Source organism: Pseudomonas sp. PGPR N4, assembly GCF_059693665.1.
Genome location: NZ_JCAUKV010000001.1, coordinates 1,094,694 through 1,112,340 on the forward strand (window position 1 = coordinate 1,094,694; position 17,647 = coordinate 1,112,340).

At 63.9% G+C, this 17,647-nt stretch carries 17 protein-coding genes; 13 read left to right on the plus strand and 4 right to left on the minus strand.

What is annotated here, in order from left to right:
• The first annotated feature begins 243 nt into the window (after positions 1-243).
• Positions 244-936 carry a FadR/GntR family transcriptional regulator gene (locus tag AC58X1_RS04855; protein WP_101323040.1) on the plus strand — a complete coding sequence of 231 codons (693 nt, stop codon included), beginning with the start codon at positions 244-246 and terminating at the stop codon, positions 934-936.
• A 164-nt stretch (positions 937-1,100) separates the two neighbouring features.
• Entirely contained in the window at positions 1,101-2,426 is a 1,326-nt protein-coding gene (locus AC58X1_RS04860; RefSeq protein WP_188036127.1) for an MFS transporter, read from the plus strand.
• 37 nt (positions 2,427-2,463) lie between these two features.
• On the opposite strand, the gene AC58X1_RS04865 is transcribed toward AC58X1_RS04860, so the two are convergent.
• Positions 2,464-2,715: a hypothetical protein gene (locus AC58X1_RS04865; RefSeq protein ID WP_101320022.1), complete on the minus strand. Its 252-nt coding sequence runs from the start codon at positions 2,713-2,715 to the stop codon at positions 2,464-2,466.
• Between the two features lie 85 nt (positions 2,716-2,800).
• Positions 2,801-3,505, minus strand: coding sequence for an SDR family oxidoreductase (locus AC58X1_RS04870; RefSeq protein WP_188036128.1), 705 nt, complete (start codon positions 3,503-3,505; stop codon positions 2,801-2,803).
• Positions 3,506-3,700: 195 nt separating this feature from the next.
• On the opposite strand from AC58X1_RS04870, the gene AC58X1_RS04875 reads away from it, so the two are divergent.
• Complete coding sequence (locus tag AC58X1_RS04875) at positions 3,701-6,349, plus strand: excinuclease ABC subunit UvrA (protein ID WP_497428441.1); 2,649 nt, start codon at positions 3,701-3,703, stop codon at positions 6,347-6,349.
• Here AC58X1_RS04875 and AC58X1_RS04880 read toward each other — a convergent pair.
• The gene (locus tag AC58X1_RS04880; protein ID WP_188036130.1) at positions 6,335-7,051 is read right to left on the minus strand and encodes a DUF72 domain-containing protein; all 717 of its coding nucleotides are present in this window, start codon (positions 7,049-7,051) and stop codon (positions 6,335-6,337) included. The two genes, AC58X1_RS04875 and AC58X1_RS04880, sit on opposite strands and share 15 nt — an antisense overlap.
• A gap of 162 nt (positions 7,052-7,213) precedes the next feature.
• Between AC58X1_RS04880 and AC58X1_RS04885 the strand changes: the two genes are divergently transcribed.
• From AC58X1_RS04885 to AC58X1_RS04900, 4 genes are read left to right on the plus strand one after another with little or no spacing between them, the layout of a single operon-like run.
• Entirely contained in the window at positions 7,214-7,810 is a 597-nt protein-coding gene (locus tag AC58X1_RS04885; protein WP_101320028.1) for a paraquat-inducible protein A, read from the plus strand.
• Positions 7,807-8,463, plus strand: a complete 657-nt coding sequence (locus tag AC58X1_RS04890) for a paraquat-inducible protein A (protein WP_181107412.1) — start codon at positions 7,807-7,809, stop codon at positions 8,461-8,463. Before AC58X1_RS04885 ends, AC58X1_RS04890 begins: the two co-directional genes overlap by 4 nt.
• On the plus strand, positions 8,444-10,099 hold the full coding sequence (locus AC58X1_RS04895; RefSeq protein ID WP_188036131.1) for a PqiB family protein: 1,656 nt from the start codon (positions 8,444-8,446) through the stop codon (positions 10,097-10,099). The genes AC58X1_RS04890 and AC58X1_RS04895 overlap by 20 nt, the downstream gene beginning before the upstream one ends.
• A 15-nt stretch (positions 10,100-10,114) precedes the next feature.
• Positions 10,115-10,678: a PqiC family protein gene (locus AC58X1_RS04900; protein WP_188036132.1), complete on the plus strand. Its 564-nt coding sequence runs from the start codon at positions 10,115-10,117 to the stop codon at positions 10,676-10,678.
• Here the strand turns inward: AC58X1_RS04900 and AC58X1_RS04905 are convergent, their stop codons facing one another.
• The gene (locus AC58X1_RS04905; protein ID WP_188036133.1) at positions 10,679-11,785 is read right to left on the minus strand and encodes a Gfo/Idh/MocA family protein; all 1,107 of its coding nucleotides are present in this window, start codon (positions 11,783-11,785) and stop codon (positions 10,679-10,681) included.
• A gap of 225 nt (positions 11,786-12,010) precedes the next feature.
• On the opposite strand from AC58X1_RS04905, the gene nikA reads away from it, so the two are divergent.
• From nikA to AC58X1_RS04935, 6 genes are all read left to right on the plus strand, one after another.
• Positions 12,011-13,573 carry a nickel ABC transporter substrate-binding protein gene (gene nikA / locus AC58X1_RS04910; RefSeq protein WP_150569045.1) on the plus strand — a complete coding sequence of 521 codons (1,563 nt, stop codon included), beginning with the start codon at positions 12,011-12,013 and terminating at the stop codon, positions 13,571-13,573.
• A 3-nt stretch (positions 13,574-13,576) separates the two neighbouring features.
• Positions 13,577-14,518: a nickel ABC transporter permease subunit NikB gene (gene nikB / locus AC58X1_RS04915; protein WP_188036134.1), complete on the plus strand. Its 942-nt coding sequence runs from the start codon at positions 13,577-13,579 to the stop codon at positions 14,516-14,518.
• On the plus strand, positions 14,515-15,360 hold the full coding sequence (gene nikC, locus AC58X1_RS04920) for a nickel ABC transporter permease subunit NikC (RefSeq protein WP_497428442.1): 846 nt from the start codon (positions 14,515-14,517) through the stop codon (positions 15,358-15,360). Before nikB ends, nikC begins: the two co-directional genes overlap by 4 nt.
• Positions 15,361-16,131 carry an ATP-binding cassette domain-containing protein gene (locus AC58X1_RS04925; RefSeq protein WP_150569043.1) on the plus strand — a complete coding sequence of 257 codons (771 nt, stop codon included), beginning with the start codon at positions 15,361-15,363 and terminating at the stop codon, positions 16,129-16,131.
• Positions 16,128-16,937: a nickel import ATP-binding protein NikE gene (gene nikE / locus AC58X1_RS04930; RefSeq protein WP_150569042.1), complete on the plus strand. Its 810-nt coding sequence runs from the start codon at positions 16,128-16,130 to the stop codon at positions 16,935-16,937. Before AC58X1_RS04925 ends, nikE begins: the two co-directional genes overlap by 4 nt.
• 98 nt (positions 16,938-17,035) lie before the next feature.
• Positions 17,036-17,578, plus strand: a complete 543-nt coding sequence (locus AC58X1_RS04935; protein ID WP_188036135.1) for a DUF3455 domain-containing protein — start codon at positions 17,036-17,038, stop codon at positions 17,576-17,578.
• Positions 17,579-17,647: the final 69 nt, after the last annotated feature.

The following is a 17,647-nucleotide window of genomic DNA, read 5'->3' on the forward strand; positions in this document are numbered from 1 at the left end:
ACACAGGACAAGTGCACGGGCCATGCCAGAAAGCTCGCGAAACCCCGCAAAAGCAGGCCAGCCCGTCTGCGCCACGGTCTTACTGGTCTGAACAGTTGCCTGCAGACTGAGGTAAGCACGCCGCGCTGCGCCCTGCATTTGTGCAAAGCCCGTTCACCCTGCGCCAGCACGGAGCAAGGCTTGCCAGCGCCGCGCATTGCCCGTAAAAGGGTCGAACCCTGCCCTCTGACCGGTCTGAACTGCATGCTCGATACCCTCCCCCGCGCCGTCCCGGAAATCGCCTTGCAGGCAATCCGCAAACTGATCGATGACGGTGGTTATCTGCCCGGTGATGCCCTGCCCTCGCAGCGCGACCTGGCCGAGCAACTGGGGGTCAGCCGGGCCTCGTTGCGCGAAGCATTATCGACCCTCAGCGCGTTGGGCCTGGTCAGCGTGCAGCCCGGCAAGGGCGTGTTCGTGCTGGCACCGGTGCCGGCCACCCCGGTGGGCTTCAGTTGGCCGTACGCCGAGCAGGTGTCTGCCGCCGACACCTTCCAACTGCGCTATGCACTGGAAGGCTTTGCCGCCGGGCAGGCGGCGCTGAACCTGACGGCCGACGATCTCGACCGGCTTGCCGCCAATGTCGAGGCCATGCGCCAGGAGTTACGTGCGGGTAACTTCGAAGCGGCAGCGCGGCTGGACTTTGCCTTCCACCAGGCGCTGCTGCAGGCCGCCGGCAACCGCGCCATGCTGCATGTGATCACCGCCAGCCAAGACATCTTTCTGGAAAGCCAGAAGCTGCCGTTCATACGCCCGGAGCGGGCCATGGAAACCTGGCAGGAGCACAGCAAGATCCTCCGCGCCCTGGCCCGACGCTCGCAACTGGGCGCGCAGCGGGCCATGCAGGAGCATATCCGCAACGCGGCTTCGCGTACCGGCGTGGTGTTCCCGGTCTAGCCCTGCGCAACCGCTTGCCTGCTGGTTGAAACAGATAGCTCAGTGTCGCCCCCGAATATGCGCGCGGCGCAACCTGCCGATCTACTGATAGCCATAACAACGATGCTGCGGCCCGACTGCGGCACTTTCAATCATGCTGCCATGGCAAATCGGAGCGTCTCCGCATGTCCACTTCCCATGAGGTATCACCGGCCACCTTGCGCCGGGTCATCGCGGCCTCGGCCGTTGGCAATTTCGTCGAGTGGTTCGACTTCGCCGTCTACGGCTTCCTTGCCACACTGATCGCCAGCCAGTTCTTCGCCAGCTCCGATCCCGGCGCCGGCCTGCTGAAAACCTTTGCCGTATTCGCCGTGGCCTTTGCCTTGCGGCCATTGGGCGGCATCGTGTTTGGTGCTTTGGGAGATCGGCTCGGGCGCAAACGCGTGTTGTCGATGACCATTCTGCTGATGGCGGGCTCGACCACCCTCATCGGCCTGCTGCCCACCTACGCCAGCATCGGTATCGCCGCGCCGCTGTTGCTGACCCTGGCGCGCTGCCTGCAAGGCTTTTCCGCTGGTGGCGAGTACGCCGGCGCATGCGCTTATCTGATGGAACACGCACCGCAAAACAGACGCGCGTTCTATGGCAGCTTCGTGCCGGTGTCGACCTTCTCGGCGTTTGCCTGCGCGGCAGTGATCGCCTACGCCCTCGAGGCAAACCTGAGCAGTGACGCGATGAACACCTGGGGCTGGCGGGTGCCGTTTCTGATCGCGGCGCCATTGGGCCTGGTCGGTCTGTACCTGCGCTGGCGCATGGAGGAAACCCCGGCGTTCCGCGCGGCCATCGCCGAAGGCAAGGTGCACAGCCATTCGCCGCTCAAGCAGACCCTGCGCAATCACGGCCGGGCGATCCGCAACCTCGGCGCGTTCATTTCGCTGACGGCGCTGTCGTTCTATATGTTCACCACCTACTTTGCCACCTACCTGCAACTGGTCGGCAACCTGACCCGCGCGCAGTCGTTGCTGGTGACCACTGTGGCACTGCTGTTCGCCGCTGCCGGCTGCCCACTGGCCGGGTTGCTTTCGGACCGCATTGGCCGACGCAAGACCATTGGTTTTACCTGCCTGTGGGTGATGGTTGCGGTGTTCCCGGCCTACTGGCTGGCGAGCTCGGGGTCGATGTCCGGCGCCTTGCTCGGCGTGATCCTGCTGGCGGTCGGTGCGCTGATGAGTGGCGTAGTCACTGCCGCGCTGCTGTCGGAAAGCTTCCCTACCCGCACCCGCTACACCGCTTCGGCGATCACCTACAACGTTGCCTACACGCTGTTCGGCGGCACCGCGCCGCTGGTTGCGACCTGGCTGATTGGCCAGACCGGCAGCAGCCTGGCACCTGCGTTTTATCTGGTGGTGATCGCCTTGCTGGCGTTGATCGGTGGCCTGGCGCTGCCGGAGACTGCGCGGGTTTCACTGCATGACGAGGTGCCGACAGGGCAGCCTAATCCCGCCGTTTAAGCTATGTGTGCGGGGTCGTTGAGGCCCCGTGGCACAGTTAGTTGCGGTAGTCGCCACCGTGCACGGCCCAAAGGTAGGCTTTGTCTGCCTCAAGCCTCAGGTCACGCCACTCTTGCCACGTCACCAAGCCCAGGCGGTCCATTTCGTCAGCCTGATAGAGCAGCCGCTCGTGGTAGGTGTTGGGGCAGTCCATGCGCTGCTGGCGGTCCTCAAGCAGGTGATACCACCCCGACAGTGCCGAGATCCGCTGTTCATCCTGTGGCTGCAAGGAGGCATCGAAGACATTCATTGGCAGTTACCCGGCGCTGGTTTCCCGGTTGAGTCAGCCCAGCGCCGAGGGGTTCCTGCGAACTTGCCCATGGCCTGCTCAGCGGTTAGAGGCTGCGGGTAATGCCGCCATCGACGCGGATGTTCTGCCCAGTAATGTAGGCGGCGCCTTCACTGGCCAGAAATGCCACGGTGGCGGCGATTTCTTCGCTGGTGCCATAACGCTTGAGCGGTACGCTGTCGCGGCGTTGCTCGGTGCTGGGCAAGCTGTCGATCCAGCCGGGCAAGACGTTGTTGATGCGCACGTTATCGCCGGCATATTCGTCGGCAAAAATCTTGGTGAACGCGGCCAGCCCTGCCCGGAACACCGCTGAAGTCGGGAACAGGGAGCTAGGTTCAAAAGCCCAGGCGGTAGAAATATTGATGATCACGCCACCTTGCTGGCGCTGCATGATCGGGGTAACCAGGCGACTGGGACGGATGACATTGAGCAGGTACGTGTCCATGCCAAGCTGCCAGTCCTGATCGCTCAGCTCCAGAATCGGCGCCCGTGGGCCGTGGCCTGCGCTGTTGACCAGCACATCGACGCGGCCCCATTTGGTCATGACCGCATCGACCAGTGCTTGCAGATCGGCAGGGGACTGATTGCTGCCGGTCAGGCCGATACCGCCTAGTTCAGCGGCAAGGGCCTCGCCTTTGCCGGAAGAGGACAGGATCGCGACGTGAAAGCCGTCGGCGGCTAGTCGGCGGGCGGCGGCGGCGCCCATGCCGCTGCCGCCGGCGGTGATAATGGCTACTTTGTCTGCTGACATGATTGCTCCTGAGTACACATTGATGACGCTTAAAGGCTACACCCGAGAGCAGGCTCGTCAGCAGTCATGAATAATCACGAGAGCCAGTAGAAAAACTTCTGGGTAGATCCGGATTTGAAACTCACCCGCACGGCCATTGGCCGATGCGGTCCTACTCATCAAGGTGTTATTTCCAGCAGATCAGGGCCGTCTTCCATGCCACCACGCAGCACATCCCCAGAGCACGCCTTCACCGGCTTCGTCAGCGTGCGCGGCGCCCGCGAACACAACTTGCAGAACGTCGACGTCGACATCCCTCGCGACGCGCTGGTGGTGTTTACCGGTGTGTCCGGCTCAGGCAAATCCTCGCTGGCGTTTTCCACCGTGTATGCCGAAGCGCAGCGGCGTTATTTCGAATCAGTGGCGCCTTACGCACGGCGCCTGATCGATCAGGTCGGCGTACCCGATGTCGACGCCATTGAAGGCTTGCCGCCAGCGGTAGCCCTGCAGCAGCAACGCGGCAGCCCCAGTGCGCGCTCCTCGGTGGGCAGCGTGACCACCTTGTCGAGTTCGATCCGCATGCTCTACTCGCGCGCCGGCAGTTACCCCGACGGGCAACCAATGCTGTACGCCGAGGACTTCTCGCCGAATACGCCGCAGGGCGCTTGCCCGGAGTGCCATGGCCTGGGCCGCGTCTATGAAGTCACCGAGGCGAGCATGGTGCCCGATCCTTCTCTGACTATCCGCGAGCGTGCGGTGGCGGCCTGGCCGTTGGCCTGGGGCGGGCAGAATCAGCGCGATATCCTCGTCACCCTCGGCTACGACATCGACAAGCCATGGCGCGATCTACCGCAAGAACAGCGTGACTGGATCCTGTTCACCGAGGAAACCCCGACTGTGCCGGTGTACGCCGGGCTGACTCCCGAGCAGACCCGCACAGCGCTCAAACGCAAGCTGGAGCCGAGTTATCAAGGCACATTCAGTGGCGCCAAGCGCTATGTGCTGCACACCTTCATGCACTCGCAAAGCGCGCAGATGCGCAAGCGCGTCAGCCAGTACATGCGCCCGAGTGCATGCCCGCTGTGCGCCGGCAAACGCCTCAAGCGCGAAGCCCTGACCGTCACCTTCGCCGGCCTGGACATTGCCGAGCTCTCGCAGCTGCCGTTGCAGGACCTGGCCGTGGTATTGCGCACGGTGGCCAATCCCGACTACCTGACCAACGCAGAGCAAAGCGGCGCTACCCTCTCCCATCAGCAAACCCGCGAGGCCCGCCAGCAACGCGCAGCCAAGGGCGAGCCGGCGCACAGCGGCGGCCCGGACGTGCGCCACACGCCCAATCTGTCGCTGGAGAAACGCCTGGCCGCGCAACGCATTGCCGCCGAACTGCTGGAACGGATCAACACCTTGATCGACCTTGGCCTGGGTTATCTGGCACTCGAGCGCAGCACGCCCACGCTGTCGTCCGGCGAGCTGCAGCGGCTGCGCCTGGCCACTCAGCTCAACTCGCAACTGTTCGGCGTGATCTATGTGCTCGACGAACCCTCGGCCGGCTTGCACCCGGCCGATAGCGAGGCGCTGTACGCGGCCCTGCAACGGCTGAAAAGCAGCGGCAATTCAGTGTTTGTGGTCGAGCACGACCTGGACACCATGCGCCGCGCCGACTGGCTGATCGATGTGGGCCCAGCCGCCGGCGAGCACGGCGGGCAGATTCTCTACAGCGGCCCGCCAGTGGGCCTGGCCGAGATCGAGCAGTCGTGTACCCGCGCGTATCTGTTCGCCGAGGCCGGGCCGCAACATCAGCAACCAAGGGCCCCCCAGGGTTGGCTGACACTGGAGGGCGTAACCCGCAACAACCTGCAGGACCTCAGTGCGCAGTTCCCGCTGGGCTGCTTCACGGCGGTTACCGGGATCTCCGGCTCGGGCAAGTCCAGCCTGGTCAGCCAGGCGCTGCTGGAACTGGTCAGCGCTCACCTGGGCCAGCCGGAGCAAGCCGCAGAGCCTGACGAACAGAGCCTGGAAGACGAGCCTGAGCAGGCCAGCAGCGGCCGCATAGTCGCCGGCCTGGAGGCGATCAAGCGGCTGGTCAAGGTCGACCAGAAGCCGATCGGGCGTACCCCGCGCTCCAACCTGGCCACCTACACCGGGCTGTTCGATCACGTCCGCAAGCTGTTTGCCGCCACCGAACAGGCCAAGGCGCAGGGCTTCGACGCCGGACGTTTCTCGTTCAACGTTGCCAAGGGCCGTTGTGAAACCTGCGAAGGCGAAGGTTTTGTCAGCGTCGAGTTGCTGTTCATGCCCAGCGTCTACGCGCCCTGCCCGACCTGCCACTGCGCCCGCTACAACCCGGCAACGCTGGCAGTGACCTGGCAGGACATGAGCATTGCCGATGTGCTCGGCATGACCGTCGAACAAGCGCTGCAGGTGTTTGCCGAACAGCCGCCCGTGCGGCGCAGCTTGCAGGTGCTGGCCGATATTGGCCTCGGTTATCTGCGCCTTGGCCAACCGGCCACCGAGCTGTCCGGTGGCGAAGCGCAACGGATCAAGCTGGCCACCGAGCTGCAACGCAGCGCGCGCGGCGCCACCCTGTATGTGCTGGATGAGCCCACCAACGGCCTGCACCCGCAGGACGTCGACCGCCTGCTGCTGCAACTGAACCGGCTGGTCGACGGCGGGCACACGGTGGTGGTGGTCGAGCATGACATGCGTGTGGTGGCGCAAAGCGACTGGGTCATCGACATCGGCCCTGGCGCCGGCACTGCGGGTGGCCAGGTCGTCGCCAGCGGCGCGCCCGCCGATGTCGCCCGCTGCAAGCAAAGCCGGACGGCGCCATTTCTGCAAAGTGTACTGCGCTCAACTACCCAGTAGCGTTTGCAGTTCAAGGGCATCGCCCAAGGCTGCATCGCCTGCCGTGTTGTCAAAAATGCACCAGGTCGCCGAGCCGGACTCGGCGCGGGCCAGCAACTGCGGCCCCAGCGCCTGCAGCCAGGTGCTGGGGTAATCGCTGAAATAGGCACGCGGTGAGCCATGCAGGCGCCAGTACGCAAGGCCTGGCCAGCCACGCGGCTGCGCGTCCAGGGCAAAGCGCGCCGGGTCTGCGCCCACCAGTGCCACCTGCAACTGCTCCATCAGCGCTCCGGCCTCGGCCCAGCTGGGGTGGCGCGCTTCCAATGCCACAGGCCCTGGATACACCTCGCGCACATCAGCCATGAAACGCTCCACTAGCAGCGGCTCGAAAGCCAACGACGGCGGCAGTTGCACCAGCACGCAACCCAGCGCTGACCCGAGCGCCGTGCACTGCGCAAAGAACTCAGCCAAAGCTTGCGCGCAATCGACCAGACGCCGTTCATGGCTGATGGCACGCGGCAGCTTGACCGAGAAGCGAAACCCCGGCGGCACCGCACCTGCCCAGCGCGCATACGTGGCTGGGCGATGCGGTCGATAGAACGAACTGTTGATCTCTACCGCCGTGAGCTGGCGGGCGTAGCGCTGCAGATGGCTGCCCTCGCCTGCCAGCTGTGCAGCGTAAGTACGTGAGATGCTCCAGCCGGCACAACCCAGATAAATCATCAGCCTCTCCCTGCTTGACTTGCCCGTCAGCCAGTGGAGTTGCAGAACGGGGTCGAGGTTCAGCCGGCATCACCCGTTGTCAGCGGATTACCTCCAGGAAAAAGTTGCCGAATAAGCCAGCACTTCTATATTCACTTAACCCTGCCTCATGCGATGGCGACCATGGCCAGCACCGCCCAGCTGATCATTTGCGAGCACTGCGACTGCGTTTATCAGCAGGTTGTGCTCGGCAAACATCAAAAGTCCTTGTGCGTGCGCTGCGCCGGCGTGCTGGAGCGCTACAACGGCCTGACGGTGGAACAACGCCTGGCGCTGACCATCACCGCAGCCATGCTGTGGCTGTTCGCCAACTTCTACCCGATCATGACCATCAGCCTGCAGGGCCTGAAAAACAGCGCCACCTTGTGGGATTCAGTACTGGCGCTGAGCCAGGGACCCATCACCTTCATTGCCATGGTCGCAGCCATCGCCATCATCATCGCGCCGGCGTTTCAGTTGATGCTGCTGATCTGGGTACTGGCCTTTGCCCTCAGCCAGCGCCGCGCGCCGGCGTTCAAACTGTGCATGCGCTGGCTGGAAACCCTGCGCCCGTGGAGCATGCTCGAAGTCTGCCTGCTCGGCGCCATGGTCGCGGTTTTCAAGCTGGCCGGGATGCTGGCGGTGCTGCCCGGTATCGGCCTGTTCGCCCTCGCCGCGCTGAGCCTGCTGCTGATCCGCATCGCTGGTCGCGATATCCGCGAACTGTGGGCGCTGCCATGAACCGCACTGCCAGCAATCGCCCACCGACGGCCGCCGAGCTCAACCTGTGCCTGTGTCACAGCTGCGGCCTGGCCTGCGACATGCGCGACGAGCCACTTAGTTGCCCGCGCTGCGACGCACCACTGCACCGGCGCAAGGTCAACTCGCTGGCCCGCACCTGGGCGTTCATGCTGGCCGCGCTGGTGTTCTACATCCCGGCCAACCTGCTGCCGGTGATGAACACGACCATGCTCGGCGACGGTGCCGACAGCACCATCATGAGCGGCGTGCTGGAGTTCTGGGCGCACGGCGCGTGGGACATCGCGCTGATCATCTTCATCGCCAGCATCGCGGTGCCGGGGGTCAAGTTCGTCGCGCTGTCGCTGCTGCTGATCACCGTCCAACGGCGCAGCCGGTGGGCGTGCCGCGAGCGTTCGCAGTTGTACCGGTTTGTCGAGTTGATCGGCTACTGGTCGATGCTCGACGTGCTGGTAGTGGCGCTGGTTGCAGCGCTGGTCAAGTTCCAGGCGCTGGGCGATATCGAGCCGCGCGTCGGGATTCTGTTCTTTGGCCTGGTGGTGGTGTTCACCATGCTCGCGGCGATGAGCTTTGACCCGCGTCTGATCTGGCAAGCAGGACCTGAGGAGGCCACGGATGAAGTCGCCCGCCACTGAAGCACCCGCAGAACCGGGACCGCCACCGATCAAGACGCGCCGTTTCAGCGTGTCACTGGTGTGGCTGGTCCCGCTGGTGGCGGTACTGGTCGGCCTGTCGTTGGTGATTCACAGCAAACTGCAGGAAGGCCCGACCATCACCCTCAACTTCAAGACCGGCAGTGGCCTGGTGGCGAACAAGACCGAGGTCAAATACCGCAGCGTGGTCATCGGTCACGTTTCGGCGGTGGCCCTGAGCGATGATCAACGCAGCGTCAACGCCACCGTCCAGCTGGACAAGCAAGCCGAGGGCTTCACCCGCGAAGACTCGCAGTTCTGGGTGGTACGCCCGCGCATTGGCGCCGGCGGCGTGTCCGGTATCGATACGCTGCTGTCGGGTGACTATATCGGCGCCGACATCGGCCAGGCCGAGGGCCGCGCCAAGCGCTTCAAGGGCCTGGAAAACCCGCCGCCGATCACCTACGGCGAACCCGGCAAGCGCTTCACCCTGCACACCCAGGACCTCGGCTCGCTGGATATTGGCTCGCCGGTGTACTACCGCAAGATCCCGGTCGGCCAGGTAGTCGCCTACGCGCTGGATGCCGACGGCAAAGGCGTCAATATCGAAGTGTTCATCCACGCCCCCAACGACGCCTATGTCACCGACAACACGCGCTTCTGGAACGCCAGCGGCATCGACGTCAACGTCGGCGCCAACGGCGTGGCGATCAAGACTGAATCGCTGTCGACCCTGCTGGTTGGCGGCATCGCCTTCCGCGCACCAGAGTACAGCCCCAACGATAGCGCCGCCGCCGAAGACCGCACCTATGAGCTGTTCGATGATCAGCAAACCGCGCTGGCCCCGCCGAGCGGCAAAGCCCAGTACCTGACATTGCGTTTCGACCAGGCCATGCGCGGCCTCAAAGTGGGCGCGCCGGTGGAGTTTCTCGGTATCGAGATCGGCCGAGTGGTCTCGGTCAATCTGGACTTTGATGAAGTGCAACGCAGCTTCCCGATCAACGTCGGGATCGTGGTGTATGCGCAGCGATTGGGCCAGGCGCACAAGAAAATGCTCAAAGCGCTCAAGCATGATCCGGATGACATGACCGCCACCGCCCAGGTGTTCAGTTCGTTCGTTGCCAACGGCCTGCGCGCGCAGGCACGCAATGGCAACCTGCTGACCGGTCAGCTATACATCGCCCTGGACTTCTTCCCCAAGGCGCCCAAGGTCGCCTTCGACCTGAACGCCAGGCCAATTGCGATCCCGACCCTGCCCGGCAGCCTGGAAATCCTCCAGGAGCAACTCCAGGCGATGCTGGAAAAAATCAACAAGTTGCCGGTCGAGCGCATCGCCGGCAACCTTGATGGCAACCTGGTCGAGCTGCGCAAAGGCCTGATGCAGTTCAACAGCCGCACCCTGCCGGGGGTGCAGAGCACCCTGGCGGATGTCAGCAAGACCTTGCAGTCGGCCAGCGCCACGCTCGCCGAAGACTCACCGCAGCGTGAGAAGCTCAGCGAGACCCTCGACGAACTCGGCCGAATGTCGCGCTCGTTGCGCGATCTGTCCGATTACCTGGGGCGTAACCCAGAGGCGTTGATCCGTGGTCGACCAAGCAATGCGCCACCAATCGACCTGCAAGGCCCGCCGCGCAACTGACCCGGAGCGATAGCCATGACTTCACCCTGCACGCTCATGCTGCTCGTCACGCTGGCGCTGATGGCAGCGTGTCGCAGCGAGCCGATCCAGTTTCACACGCTGATGCCAACCCAGGTCAGCCGCTCCCCGGCCGGCAGCGAGATCGCCATCGAAAGCGTCAGTGTGCCCGCGCAGGTCGACCGCGCCCAGATCGTGATTCGCCAAGGCGCCAGCGGGCTGGCCATTCTGGAAACGCAATGGTGGGGCGCCAGCCTGGCCGATGAGCTGCGCAGCGCCTTGGCCGAGCAACTAAGCAGTGGCGTGCCTGGCCAGCAACGCTCGGTAAGAATCATTGTGCAGCGCTTTGATTCCGTGCCCGGCCAATACGCGCTGCTGGATACCAAGTGGCGCCTGCGGGTCGCCGCAGGCGCCAGCCTGGATTGTCGCAGTGTGGTGCAAAGCCCGGCCGGCGCATCAATCGATGCAGTAGTTACGGCCCATCAACGTAACCTGATGCGGCTGGCCTCGCTGATCAACCAGACCGCGCGCAATCCGCAAGCAGGCTGCGCAGCCAGCCCAAGCCTAGGCCCGGGCGTCTGACTACTCGGTAGGCGATTCGGTATTCACATAGGTCGGCACTTCGGCGAGGGCCAACGCGCGACGCTGCTCACGCTGCGGCAGGCGCCTGGCCGGCAGCGGCTCGAGCATCTGCGCCTGCCCGGTGATCAACGCCCGCTCGATCGCCATGATCACGCGGACATCGCGCCATCCCTCCTCCGCGTCTGGCTCCGGCGCCTGATCGTTGAGGATGCAATCAGAAAAGTACGCCGTCTCGCCAGCAAACTGATCCACCACTGGATGCACATGCACGCGGGTGGTGTCGTCGAGGGTTGCGCGGTAGCTGATCGCGACATCTTCACCATAGCCATAGCAAGGCGAGGCTTCGATTTCGCCCCCGCTACCAAGCAACTGGAAACGCTCCGAGTCGGGTAGGCAGTAGCTGACGGTAAATTGCGCCAGGCGCTCGTCAGGAAAACGCAGCGACACGCTGACAGTGTCCCAGGTGTCGATCCGACTGCCTGGAGAATGGCTGCCCTGCGCACTGACCTCGATCGGCTCGGCATTGAACAGCTGGCGCACCATGTTCAGCGGGTATGGGCCCATGTCAGCTACCGGGCCTGCGGCAAAGCCGCTGTGGGCACGGTGATTGCTCGGCTTGACGGTCTGGGTGAAGATCGAGGTGAACAACCGTGGTTGGCCAAACTCGCCGCTATTCACACGCTCGATCATCTCCAGCGTGCCTGGCTCACAATGCAAACGGTAGGCGACCATCAATTTAGTGCCTGTGCGTTGCGCCACATCGCGGATGGCCACGCAGTCGTCATCGCTGGCCGCCATGGGCTTTTCCAACAGCACATGAATGCCGGCTTCCAGCGCCGGGATGACGAACTCGCGATGGCGGTAGTTGGGCGTGGCAATGTAAACCGCATCTATTTCACCTGAGGCGAGCAGTGCTGCGTAATCGGTGTAGGCCCACGCCTTGAGCTGATAGCGGCTGGCCAGCTGACGGGCCTTCTCAGGGTCGCCAGTCACCAGTGCAGCGAGCGCCGAATTGTCGGTCTGGCCGACCCCAGGCATGAATGCACCCTGTGAGATCGAACCGCCGCCAACCACTGCGTAGCGGATTTTGCCATCTGAACTGGGCATTGCTGTCTCCTTGCGGGAATTATTCACTAGCTAGGAAGTGGGCAAGCAAGCCGGGGCGCGAGTTCGATTTTTTTCTTTGTGGTTCTCACCAGGCGCGTACAAGTGATGCAACGCAATCAGCTTGTGCTGTAGTCGTATTTTGTTACCTGCAGGCCAGTGATTTTGTCTGGACTCCCCCCGGCGACCTCTCTAGGCTACGGCCTCCGTCAAGATAGGGTCCCACCTGTGAAGCAGTCCTCCGGCACATTAAAGTCCGCCCTCTGGGGCTTGCTGCTGGCTACCAGCCTGTGCGCGCACGCCGACCGCGAGGCACCAACGCTGGTTTATTCGTGGCCGGTCAATGCGGGCCCGCTCGACCCGCGCGGCTACGCACCCGACCAGATGTACGCACAGGCCATGGTCTACGAGCCGCTGGTGCGCTACACCGCAGCCGGCACGGTCGAACCCTGGCTGGCCAGTAGCTGGCACGTCAGCGACGACGGCAAGACTTACACCTTCACCCTGCGCGACGGCGTGCGCTTCAGTGACGGCACGCCGTTCGATGCGGCTGCCGCCAAGGCCAATCTGGATGCGGTGCTGGCCAACAGCAAACGCCATCGCTGGCTGGAGTTGGTCACTACGCTGGAGCGGGTCGAAGCGCCGGACCGGCGGACCCTGCAACTGTTCCTCAAACACCCCTACTACCCGACCCTGATGGAACTGGCCCAGGTACGCCCACTGCGCTTCGGTGCGCCGCTGGCCAAACCTGGCGAGCCAGTCGGCACCGGTCCTTGGCAGCGGGTCGAGAGCCGCCTGGGCGAATTTGATCGGTTCACCCGCAACCCGTATTACTGGGGCGCGCAACCCGCCTACGGCGAGGTGCTGGTCAAAGTCATCCCCGACCCCAACAGCCGCGCGCTGGCTCTGCAGACGGGGCAGATCGACCTGATCCAGGGCGCTGCCGGCGAGATCACCGCCAGTACTTTTGTGCGTCTGCGCGATCAGGGCTTTGCCAGTGCACTGTCAGCACCGTTGGCGACTCGCAGCCTGGCGATCAATACTGGCAGAGGCGCAACCCGCGACCTGGCGGTGCGCAGGGCGATCAACCATGGTCTGAACAAACAGGCGATCATCGACAATATTCTGTATGGCCTGGAGCCCCGCGCCGACACACTGTTCGCGCCCAACCTGCCTTATGCCGACCTCGGCCTTGCGCCGTACGCCTACGACCCTGCCCTCGCCGCCCGCGAACTGGATGCTGCAGGCTGGCAACTGGTGCCCGGGGCAAGCGTGCGCAGCAAGGGTGGCGAGCCACTGGCAGTCGAACTGGTGTTCCTCGGCACCAGCGCCCTGCAAAAGAGTCTCGCCGAAGTGTTCCAGGGCGAGTTGGCCAAGCTTGGCATGCAGATTACCCTGCGCGCTGTTGAGGAAGGTGCGCTGGTGAGCCGCCAGCGCGAAGGCGACTTCGGCATGATCTTCGCTGACACCTGGGGCGCGCCCTACGATCCACACTCGTTCGTCAGCTCGATGCGCTACCCCGGCCATGCCGACTACATGGCCCAACGTGGCTTGGCGATCAAGGACCAACTCGACCAGCGCATCACCAAGGTACTCGCCAGCACCGACCCACAGCAACGCGCCGAGCAGTACCGTTTCATCCTCACCACCCTGCACGAGCAGGCGGTGTATGTGCCGATCTCCTACCTGACTGCGATCAGCCTGCGCCGCGACGTGGTCGACCACGTGCAGTTCGGCAGCACCCTGTTCGATGTGCCGTTCGAAGCCATGACTCCCAGCCAGGAACATTGACCGATGCTGCGCTATATCCTGTTGCGCCTACTGTTGCTGTTACCGGTCATGCTGGCCGTGTCGTTGCTGGTATTTGTCTTGCTGCATCTGGGCAGTACCGACCCTGCGCTGGACTACCTGCGCCTGTCGCATATCCCGCCCACCGACGCGGCAGTCGCTGAAGTGCGCCAGGCGCTGGGGCTGGATCTGCCCCTGTACCAGCAATACTGGATCTGGCTGTGCAAGGCGCTGCAGCTGGATTTCGGTATCTCTTACCTGACCGGTCGGCCGGTGCTTGACGATCTGCTCTATTACCTGCCGGCGACTTTGCAATTGGGCGGCCTGGCCCTGGCCTGCACCCTGCTCTTCGCAGTGCCGCTGGGCCTGCTGGCGGCACGTTGGCAGGGGCGCTGGCCAGATCACGCAGTGCGCGCGGTGACCTTCATCGGCGTGTCGATGCCCAACTTCTGGCTGGCGTTTTTGCTGATTGCGCTGTTCTCGCTGTGGCTGGGCTGGCTGCCGGCGCTGGGCCGCGGCAGCCCCGGCCAGCTGGTGATGCCAGTACTGGCGATCGCGCTGATGTCGATGTCGATCAACGCCCGCCTGCTGCGTGCAAGCCTGCTTGAAGCCAGCGGCCAACGGCATGTCACCTACGCCCGTGCCCGGGGTTTGCCCGAGCGGCGGGTGTGGCGCGGGCACATCCTGCGCAATGCCTGGCTGCCACTGGTGACCGCGACCGGCATGCACGTTGGCGAACTGATCGGCGGTGCGCTGGTGATCGAAACCATTTTTGCCTGGCCCGGGGTCGGCCGCTTTGCCGTATCGGCGGTGCTCAACCGTGATTTCCCGGTGATGCAGTGCTTCACCCTGCTGCTGACCGGCCTGCTGATGCTGTGCAACCTGCTGGTGGATATCTGCTATGCCTGGCTTGATCCGCGCAGCCGCCTGCAGGGGGTCGACGCATGAGCGCCTTTGCCGCGGTGCCGCACAAACCGTTGCGACTTCGCTGGAGCCTTGCGGCAGGCGCGCTGCTGGTCAGCTTGCTGGTGCTGCTGGCAGTGTTCGGCCAGTGGCTGGCACCACATGATCCGGACTTGATCGACGTCGGCCAACGCCTGCAACCGGCCAGCATGAGTCACTGGCTGGGCACCGACCACCTCGGCCGCGACCTGCTCTCGCGGCTGATTGTCGGCACCCGCTTGTCGCTGGGCAGCGTGCTGTTGACGCTGTCCCTGGTGTTGGCACTAGGTCTGCTGGTCGGCGGCGTCGCGGGGTTTGTCGGCGGCAAGCTGGACCTGCTGCTGATGCGTCTTTGCGACATGTTCATGACCTTCCCCACGCTGGTGCTGGCGTTTTTTTTCGTCACCCTGCTCGGCACCGGCTTGACCAATGTCATCGTCGCCATCGCCCTCTCCCACTGGGCCTGGTACGCGCGGATGGTGCGCGGCCTGGTCATCGCCCAGCGTGGCCGCGAGTACCTACTGGCAGCACGGCTGGCCGGCGCTTCGCGCTGGAGCCGGCTGCGCCAGCATGTAGTGCCCAACATCGCCGGGCCGCTGCTGGTGCTCGCCACTATGGATATCGGCCATATGATGCTACACGTCTCCGGGCTGTCGTTTCTCGGCCTTGGGGTGACGCCGCCAACTGCCGAGTGGGGGGTGATGATCACCGACGCCAAGGAGTTCATCTGGACCCATCCACAACTGCTGTTGTGGCCGGGGCTTATGATCTTTTTCTCGGTGATGGCCTTCAACCTGCTCGGCGACGCCCTGCGCGACCGCCTCGACCCTGCTCAGGAGCGCCACTAGATGCCCACCCCCACCCTCGAGTTGCGCACCCTCAGCGTTGCCAGCCGGAACACGCTGCTGGTCGATCAACTCAGTCTGCAGCTGCACCGGGGCAAGGTCTGCGCGCTGGTTGGCAGCAGCGGTTCGGGCAAGTCGCTGAGCTGTCTGGGCATGCTTGATCTGCTGCCGCAGGGCCTGCTGCGTAGCGGTGGCGAGCTGTTGCTAGACGGCGTTTCGCTGGCACCTGCGCAGGTGCGCGGGCACGTTGCGAGCCTGGTTCTGCAAAACCCGCGCAGCGCATTCAACCCAGTGCGGAGCATGGCCAGTCATGCTCAGGAAACGCTCAAGCTGCGTGGCGTGCATGGCGCCGATGCCCGTCAGCAAATGATCGAATGCCTTGCCGCAGTTGGCTTGGGCGATCACCAGCGGGTGCTCGAATCGTTCGCCTTCCAGCTCAGTGGCGGCATGCTTCAGCGCATGATGATCGCCTTGGCCTTGATGGCGCAGACCCCTTATCTGCTGGCCGATGAGCCGACCAGCGACCTCGATGCACTGAGCCAGGCACGCTTCCTCGAACTGTTGATGGAGCTGGTTGAAGGACACGGGCTAGGCGTGCTGCTGGTGACTCACGACATGGGCGTGGTCGCACGCTGCGCCGACCACGTGCTGGTGATGGACGCCGGGCGCATCGTCGAACGGCAAGACACCCAAGGTCTGTTCGACGCACCCGCGAGCGCCAGCGCCCGTACACTGCTAGACGCGCACCATCTGCTGACCGGGGGTCATCCATGAGCCTGCTGCGAGTACAGCAAGTTGAACACGGTTATCGCAGTGGCGGGCTGCTCGGCAGAGGTAAGTGGCTGCAGGTGCTGGAAGGCATCGATGTACAGTTCGAGGCCGGCCAGACCACCGGCCTGCTCGGTAGCAGCGGCAGCGGCAAAAGCACTCTCGCCCGCCTGCTGCTCGGGCTTGAGCGGCCCAGCCAGGGCCAGGTCAGCTTCGCCGGGCGGGACGTCAGCCGCTTGCGTGGCGAGGCGGCGCGCGATTTTCAGCGCGCCGTCCAATTGGTGTTTCAGGACGCGCCGAGCGCGTTCAATCCACAGCGCTCGATTGGCTGGAGCATCGCTGAGCCCCTGCGTCATCTGAGCACGATCAGCCAAGCAGCCCAACGCCAGCGCGTGTTGCAGTTGCTGGAGCAACTGGGCCTGTCGGCCGAACACGCCGAGCGTTTGCCGCAACAACTCAGTGGCGGTCAATTGCAGCGGGCCAATATCGCTCGAGCTCTGGCGATTTCACCCCAGCTGGTGGTGCTCGATGAAGCCCTGTCCAATCTCGACCGGGTGTTGCAGGTGCAACTGTTGCAGCGGCTTGAGCAACTGCGCCGCGACACCGGCACCGCGTTCGTGCTGATCAGCCACGACCTGAGCCTGGTGCGCTACTTCTGCCAGCGTGTAATGGTGCTTGCGGATGGCCGCATCGTCGAGGATCGATCCGTCGATCAGGAGCTCAGTTTTCAGCACTCAGCAGGCCAGCAGTTGCAGGCAGCGATGCTGCCAAGCCGTCCTGAGCGTGCGCGTAGCGAGTTTGATCTCGCGTGAAAAAATATTTTCAACAGCCTGCATCCAAACCCGTTCCTGGCGGGTAGTACTGTCAGCAGCCCATCGCTGCCACTCGGTTACTCACCAGGAGATACACCATGAATGGCAAACGTCCTCTCAGCCTGATCAGCGCTTCCCTGGCCATCGGCGGCCTGTCCCTGTTCATGCAGACCGCCCAGGCGCAAATGGGCCTGCCGGATGCAGTCAAGGTGCCGGACGGCAACAAAGTGATGATGGAAACCGTCGGCGTAGGCGAGATCACCTACGAGTGCCGCGACAAGGTAGATGCCGCCGGCCAGACCGAGTGGTTCTTCGTCGGCCCCAAAGCCGTGCTCAATGACCGCAAGGGCAAAGCAGTCGGCGACTACTTTGGCCCACCTGCAACCTGGCAGGCCAAGGATGGTTCGAAAGTCACCGGCACCCAGGTCGCCGTCTCCCCAGCCAGCAAAGGCGACATCCCCTACCAACTGGTCAAGGCCAACCCCGCCGACGGCAAAGGCGCGATGCAGGGCGTGAGTTACATTCAGCGCACCGCGACCAAAGGCGGCGTAGCTCCCGCCAGCGCATGCACTGCCGCCAACAAGGGTGAGAAACAGGTTGTCAAATATCAGGCCGACTACATCTTCTGGTCTGCCAAGTGATCGACGTGCACGGCAAGTGCTGACTACAAAAGTCGTCTAAGCTCTGCGACAAACCCCGGCCAGCCGGCT

What these genes read in the sequence shown, in the direction of transcription:
- AC58X1_RS04855 (WP_101323040.1), top strand. Translation starts at nt 244, where the DNA reads ATGCTCGATACCCTCCCCCGCGCCGTCCCGGAAATCGCCTTGCAGGCA.
- AC58X1_RS04860 (WP_188036127.1), top strand. Translation starts at nt 1,101, where the DNA reads ATGTCCACTTCCCATGAGGTATCACCGGCCACCTTGCGCCGGGTCATC.
- AC58X1_RS04865 (WP_101320022.1), bottom strand. Translation starts at nt 2,715, where the DNA reads ATGAATGTCTTCGATGCCTCCTTGCAGCCACAGGATGAACAGCGGATC.
- AC58X1_RS04870 (WP_188036128.1), bottom strand. Translation starts at nt 3,505, where the DNA reads ATGTCAGCAGACAAAGTAGCCATTATCACCGCCGGCGGCAGCGGCATG.
- AC58X1_RS04875 (WP_497428441.1), top strand. Translation starts at nt 3,701, where the DNA reads ATGCCACCACGCAGCACATCCCCAGAGCACGCCTTCACCGGCTTCGTC.
- AC58X1_RS04880 (WP_188036130.1), bottom strand. Translation starts at nt 7,051, where the DNA reads ATGATTTATCTGGGTTGTGCCGGCTGGAGCATCTCACGTACTTACGCT.
- AC58X1_RS04885 (WP_101320028.1), top strand. Translation starts at nt 7,214, where the DNA reads ATGGCCAGCACCGCCCAGCTGATCATTTGCGAGCACTGCGACTGCGTT.
- AC58X1_RS04890 (WP_181107412.1), top strand. Translation starts at nt 7,807, where the DNA reads ATGAACCGCACTGCCAGCAATCGCCCACCGACGGCCGCCGAGCTCAAC.
- AC58X1_RS04895 (WP_188036131.1), top strand. Translation starts at nt 8,444, where the DNA reads ATGAAGTCGCCCGCCACTGAAGCACCCGCAGAACCGGGACCGCCACCG.
- AC58X1_RS04900 (WP_188036132.1), top strand. Translation starts at nt 10,115, where the DNA reads ATGACTTCACCCTGCACGCTCATGCTGCTCGTCACGCTGGCGCTGATG.
- AC58X1_RS04905 (WP_188036133.1), bottom strand. Translation starts at nt 11,785, where the DNA reads ATGCCCAGTTCAGATGGCAAAATCCGCTACGCAGTGGTTGGCGGCGGT.
- nikB (WP_188036134.1), top strand. Translation starts at nt 13,577, where the DNA reads ATGCTGCGCTATATCCTGTTGCGCCTACTGTTGCTGTTACCGGTCATG.
- nikC (WP_497428442.1), top strand. Translation starts at nt 14,515, where the DNA reads ATGAGCGCCTTTGCCGCGGTGCCGCACAAACCGTTGCGACTTCGCTGG.
- AC58X1_RS04925 (WP_150569043.1), top strand. Translation starts at nt 15,361, where the DNA reads ATGCCCACCCCCACCCTCGAGTTGCGCACCCTCAGCGTTGCCAGCCGG.
- nikE (WP_150569042.1), top strand. Translation starts at nt 16,128, where the DNA reads ATGAGCCTGCTGCGAGTACAGCAAGTTGAACACGGTTATCGCAGTGGC.
- AC58X1_RS04935 (WP_188036135.1), top strand. Translation starts at nt 17,036, where the DNA reads ATGAATGGCAAACGTCCTCTCAGCCTGATCAGCGCTTCCCTGGCCATC.